The organism is Candidatus Aminicenantes bacterium (genome assembly GCA_026393795.1).
GTDB lineage: Bacteria > Acidobacteriota > Aminicenantia > UBA2199 > UBA2199 > UBA2199.
This window is the reverse complement of sequence record JAPKZL010000081.1, coordinates 1-5,524: the sequence shown is the minus strand read 5'-3', so window position 1 is coordinate 5,524 and position 5,524 is coordinate 1. Positions and strand designations below refer to the sequence as shown.

Sequence of the window (5,524 nt, the reverse complement as noted above, 5' to 3'; positions counted from 1 at the left end):
GCCGACTCCGGTTTGCAGCTTTAGTATTGAATAATGAACCGTTTTGCTTTCACCAGCATACAATTTTTCCAACTTAAAATGCCATTCAGCCATGTCAACATCGAGCTGGACAAACTCGCCATCTGATTTTTCAAAAATAGGTTCAAAGAGTGTTTTTGGAATCTGAGATTTCAAGAACAAACCATTCACTGTCGTCGATGAAATATTGGCAATTTCAATTCGCACTTCGGATTCATCAACGGTTTCCAGGACAACCTTCTTAATTTCGACATCCCGGGGATTGCTTGTGAACCAGATGTAAATTGGGGGAATGGTTCTTCCATTCCTGTACTTCCAGATGGCCAGCGTACCGCTTTTCATCATGAGCGCCACAGAGGATTTTATGATACGGGAACCATTGGGTATCTTGACGTCAACGTCAATGTCATATAAACCAGGCAATAATGTGAGCTTTTCATCATCCTCGCGCAGCAAATACGGACGGATGACCGCCACCCATGTTTTTTCGGAAAAACGTGAAAGCTTAATATTGCTCGCCGCCTTGATGTCCTGTGAAGCCCTTTTGGCAATATCCAGTTTTTCAGTTTTGCCAAACAATGGACTGTGCAAGTTTAAGCGGACAGGAATGATGCCGCGATTCCTGATTGTGTATCGGCAACTACTTCTGGCCGTAGCAAGATCAATCTCGGCTTTCAATACGATCGACAAGTCACTGCTCTCATAATCGGGAGTCTCCGCTTCAGCCTGGACTTGTTTTTTCCCCTTTAGCTTTTCAATGCCTGCGCCAGCCAAAAGCATTGCAGCCAGTGCCAAAGAGATGACCAGACCCGAATGCCATCTAGATTTTAATGTATATGTCATTTGCATCACCTCACATCATGTTATCGGCAAAAACAATTCTTGTTCCCTTCAAAATCAGGCCTAGGTTGGCGAGTGAAAAGCCAGCCCAGTTCTTCCGTCCAGCATCGATCCGGATAGACTCGCTTTAAAACTAGTTCTTTGAAATATTCATTTACTGAACCACTAAACCTTGGTCCATTGAGCTCGTTCCATGCCGCATTGATCCGGGCAGTGATGGAACTCACAGCACATAGGTACGACATGATCGATCCATAATCCATAATTCGATATGCGCCATTATAGAGTACAACATTGAACTCGTGACCCGGGGCACGCGCGTTCCAGACAAACCGCTTGTTAAACCCCAATGCTCTCAACAACGCATGGCGCAGTATGGCAAAATCTTCGCAATCACCATGATAGATTTTGCCGTCATTGTATTGCAGCGCCCAGTCCGGATTCTTGGATTGCAGGCTGGTTATGAGATCCGGGTTTTTTGCTGGATCGGTGTACTGTATGATGTAGTATGCAGGCATACCCTCGCCACCTGGACTGTATCCAAGTCCATGGATATCGTTCAGCACATACGTATTGACGTCATCCGCAACCCAGCTCATATTCTTGGCGACATACCATGCCACGGCAGCCACAAGGAAGTCCGGGCATTTCTCGTAGGAAAAGCAGGGATGATTGAATACGGAAATAAAATTAAGGCTAGAATCGGGGTACTTGTACCAGCATTCAGGATGAGATTCAGTCTGGCCAGCAGTTTCGACATCTTGACAGTGCAACGCAAAAAGCGCAAGCGCATCCCAGGCGGCAAACTGGACCTCGCGCATATTGATATTGAAAAGTTTTTCTCCTGTCTGGTCATCGTAACTGCTTGGAACCGAAAGTGTTTGCGGACGCCCCCAGTTGATGAGCGGAGCGTAATCGGATGGTTCGGCGAACGTTGCACCGGAGGTCGTCAGGGGAAGAGCGAAATACCGGAACTGGCGGCTATTGTCGGTTTTTTTGTCATAAGCCATAAAAACCAGTCGCTGAATCCATGCTACATAAGATAGCGACCGTCCTTTATTCATCCGTTCATGTAAGTATGTCAATCCACAGGTGGTCGCCTCTTTTCCCACGCCTGAAAGAACAAACCAGCGACTTAATTTTTTGGGTTTGGAATCGGAATCTAAGGCCCATCCCACCCGATAGTTAAAGGACTGCGCTTCGCTATTTTCCAATTGTCCATAGGCCATTAGCACCAGATCAAAAGCGCCATCCAGATCAACATCTGCAATAGCAATCCCGACTCCGGCCGGTTTCTGCAGTGGAAACCCGGCCGCGGTCCCTAAAGAGGTCCAATAAGCGACTTTGCCATCAGCGCTAAGGTCTCTCCCGTTTTTGAAAAAGAAAGCATTCTGTCTGCAGACCATCAGCATCATGTCCAAAGAGCCGTTCCGGTCGAGGTCTTCCATGGCCACGCCAATGCCATCCACCTTATTGCCAATGCCAGACACGGAAATAAAATCGCTCCACGCTGAGACATATCCGTTTTCGTCGGCATTCCAGCCAATTTTGTAGTAAAACTTGGCTGGTGCACGGACCTCGCCGGACGACAATACAATTGCAGTAGCGCCATAGGCGACAAACACGAAATCCGGCCGTCCATTTTTATCGATGTCTGCCACGGCCATTGACGCCGTCTGCGGCCTCCATTTCAATGTTGGTGAAACCGCCGCAACAGGATTTCCAGCGACAGTAAAGGGCGCCGTCCACGCCGAAGAGGGCACGTATATGTTGGCAGAATGATAGTCCCATCCGATCTTGTAGCTGAAGTTCGCTCCGTCATACGTCATCAAAACAAGGTCCGCTGATATTCTTTTGCCAATCGACGCCATCACGATGCCGGAACCGATCGCTTTCTGAGTGATCCCCTCCACATTTTCATAAGGCGATGTACCTTCAGCGCATTGACTGCCAATTGGAAGATTGGGCGGATAGCCGGTTTCAGGAACTCCGATGCCGGTCAACGCCACGCTCAATCCCAGCATGCCGAAAACGATGGCTAAAACCGATTTGGAGATCCACGGGTCAAATCGCTTTCTGAAATTTGATTTCATTGGTCAACTCCCTCCTTGGGCGCTTGAACTGGGGGTGGGGCAGGCAGACTTGTATTGCTAATAATGATAGTAAAGCCGCCTGCAAGATCTGCCTCCCATTTCTCGCCTGCCAATTTTCCCTTACAGTTTTCCTGGCCGGGTTATACTGACAGAAAAATCTATTTCTCCTATGATGTGATTTTAAAGAACCATTTTTGAAATATCAATACCTGGCATTGAAATTCTTCAAGGAATTACTAAATAGATTTTCTGAGTCTGTGAATGAGAGTGATATTTTACGAGAAAGTCTTACAGCTTTGGGGAAAGTCTTTAGAAATTTATATTTTTTCATTCCAGCCAATATGGCAAGATCATCACTACCTCAAAGACATTGGGGTCAGGTCTTTCATTATTGCCTTGACGGTCATGGACGGTGCTTGCTTTTTTGCATAAATTACAGTCTTTAATTTAAGGATGCATCGGTGGATGTATCAGGGCCAGCAGCATGCCCGAAATGATCCACCATTTCTTGGTCAGCACCCACATATTTTTTCCTCACCCTCCGCAGCTTCATTATTATGGAGCTCTTCAACACTGAATCATCCTAGCAAATTTAATGTCATAATGTAAGACCAGACACCAAATCCCTTGCGTTCCTTTTTTCACTCGCTTTCATGCGCCTCTTTCATGGCCGCCTGCTCCTCGCGCATGTAGCGGCGCAAATGCCGGCGGCGCTTGCGGTCGCTGCGGCCGTTGCCGTGCCCCGAGCCGAAGCCCTTGAAGAGAATTTGGCACAGGATCAACAAGCCCCAGGCCTGCCAGTAGGTCAGGCGCTTGAGTCCGAAGATGTCGGGCATCAACCAGTTCCACAGCAGCATCACGACCCAGCCGCAAAGGAAGAGCAAACCGATCCCCAGGATACCGAAGCCGATGCCCATCATTATTTTTTGGGGCAGGCTGCGCTCCTCCCACCAGCCCGGGCCGTCGCAATCGCCGCCGTGTCCATGATGTTGTCCGGGACGGCAGTACGACACTCCTGATTTCTCCGAGTCTTTTGCGCCGGCATCATCCGGACTCCGTTTGCAATCATTCTCATGATCAGACATTTTATGCCTCCTCCGGGTGTGCCCCGGTAAAAATTATCGCTTCGGGCACGGCCGCTTGGGCCGGTACCGTTGTGCCCGTTCATCCGTCGATCCAGTGCCGCAGGGCGCGGGAAAGGTTGCGCAGGGCGTAGCGCTTGCGCGCCGTCAGGGTATCGATGCTCTCGCCGGTAGCCGCCGCGATCTCGCGGAAGGTCATGTCGCCGAACACCTGGGCTTCCACCACCTGACGCTGGGCCGCAGGCAGGACGCGCAGGGCGTCGTTGAGGGCGTCCACCAGGCACTCCCTGACATACGCTTCATGGGGATCGAGTCCCGCGCCCTTGATGATCTCGCGCAAGGTCTCTTCGGCCACGTCGGTCTCGCCGGAGGCTTGGCGCACTTTCTCGTGCCGCCAGGCGTCGATCAGCCGCCGGGTGAACAGCGAATTGATCCAGGCCGGCAGGTTGCGGATGTCGGCCGCCAGGGGCAGGCGCGCCAGGGTTTCGGCATAGACGTCATGCACCAGGTCCTCGGCCTCTTCAAGGCTGCGCCCGGCGGCGCGCACCCGGGCCAGGAGACGCGGCTTTTCGCTCTTGTAGGCCTGCTCGAGCCGGCTGCTGGCATCCATGTTTTCTGCTGGTCGATCATTCATGCTGTTCACTGATATCGACGGACGAAGCGCGTCTTTAGTGTGTCTTATTTTTAAATTGTGCGTGCAAAAAACAGTGCCCGGCGTTTCATTGCTGCTTTCCTTAATCGGCCTGAAAGGAGATCAGTTTATCAAATTATATGTTCTAATCATAGACTTGCTACCGATATCTTTCCCTTGTTTTGGCAAAGTCGACAAGAAAGCAGCACAAATCATCCGCCGACTTTGGCGGATTGTATTTGTCTGTCCCAGAAGGGAGCACCTCCCCGATACTTAAAAGGGCAACCGGTTGCAACCGCCGGCGGCCGGGGTGTATGATGAACGCATGGAAAAATATCTGCAGCTGGCAAAAAAACTTAAAATGGAGGATGCCGTCCTGATCACTCCCCAACAAATATATTTCGACAAGCGCGTCCAGTTGAAATGCCGCTGGGGCTGCGACAGCAACGGCAACGACAACCTCAAGTGCAGCGCCAGGGGCACCACATTCAATGAGCGGATCGAAATGATCCGCTGCTACACGCGCATCCTGCTCCTGCATGCGCACGATGCCCGCGAGCTGACCCGGGCGTCGCTGGAAATCGAGCGGGCGGCTTTCCTTGACGGCTATTATTTCGCCAGCGCCATCCGCTGCTGCAACTTTTGCGAAAGCTGCGCTTTGGAGCTGGGCAAAGAGTGCCCTTTCCCCGAAAAGATACGCCCCTGCGACCAGTTGTTCGGAATCGACATGTACAAAACCGCCCGCCAGCTTGGCTTTCCCTGCCATGTCCTGAAAAAAAAGGACGAGCAGCAGAATCGTTACGGCCTGGTGCTGATCGACTAGAAATTCTCATCACGAACAAATCTCTAGAAAAAATCAA

The 5,524-nt window shown here is 50.7% G+C and carries 5 protein-coding genes; 1 reads left to right on the top strand and 4 read right to left on the bottom strand.

Annotation, left to right across the window (positions count from 1 at the left end; all coding sequences use genetic code 11):
- The 4 genes from NTW95_03920 to NTW95_03905 form a co-directional block, all read right to left on the bottom strand.
- On the bottom strand, positions 1–861 hold an 861-nt coding region (locus NTW95_03920; protein MCX6556569.1), incomplete at its 3' end, for a hypothetical protein.
- A 20-nt stretch (positions 862–881) separates the two neighbouring features.
- Complete coding sequence (locus NTW95_03915) at positions 882–2,951, bottom strand: hypothetical protein (protein MCX6556568.1); 2,070 nt, start codon at positions 2,949–2,951, stop codon at positions 882–884.
- Positions 2,952–3,592: 641 nt separating this feature from the next.
- Positions 3,593–4,036, bottom strand: a complete 444-nt coding sequence (locus NTW95_03910) for a hypothetical protein (protein MCX6556567.1) — start codon at positions 4,034–4,036, stop codon at positions 3,593–3,595.
- Positions 4,037–4,115: 79 nt separating this feature from the next.
- Positions 4,116–4,643 carry a sigma-70 family RNA polymerase sigma factor gene (locus tag NTW95_03905; protein MCX6556566.1) on the bottom strand — a complete coding sequence of 176 codons (528 nt, stop codon included), beginning with the start codon at positions 4,641–4,643 and terminating at the stop codon, positions 4,116–4,118.
- Between the two features lie 346 nt (positions 4,644–4,989).
- Here NTW95_03905 and NTW95_03900 point away from each other — a divergent pair, with 346 nt between their 5' ends.
- A complete protein-coding gene (locus NTW95_03900; protein MCX6556565.1) occupies positions 4,990–5,487 on the top strand; it encodes a DUF2284 domain-containing protein in 498 nt (165 codons plus the stop codon).
- The last annotated feature ends 37 nt before the right edge of the window (positions 5,488–5,524 follow it).

Bases quoted from the DNA above. Each gene is read 5' to 3' on its own strand.
- NTW95_03905 (MCX6556566.1), bottom strand. From the start codon at position 4,643: ATGGATGCCAGCAGCCGGCTCGAGCAGGCCTACAAGAGCGAAAAGCCG.
- NTW95_03900 (MCX6556565.1), top strand. From the start codon at position 4,990: ATGGAAAAATATCTGCAGCTGGCAAAAAAACTTAAAATGGAGGATGCC.
- NTW95_03915 (MCX6556568.1), bottom strand. From the start codon at position 2,951: ATGAAATCAAATTTCAGAAAGCGATTTGACCCGTGGATCTCCAAATCG.
- NTW95_03910 (MCX6556567.1), bottom strand. From the start codon at position 4,036: ATGTCTGATCATGAGAATGATTGCAAACGGAGTCCGGATGATGCCGGC.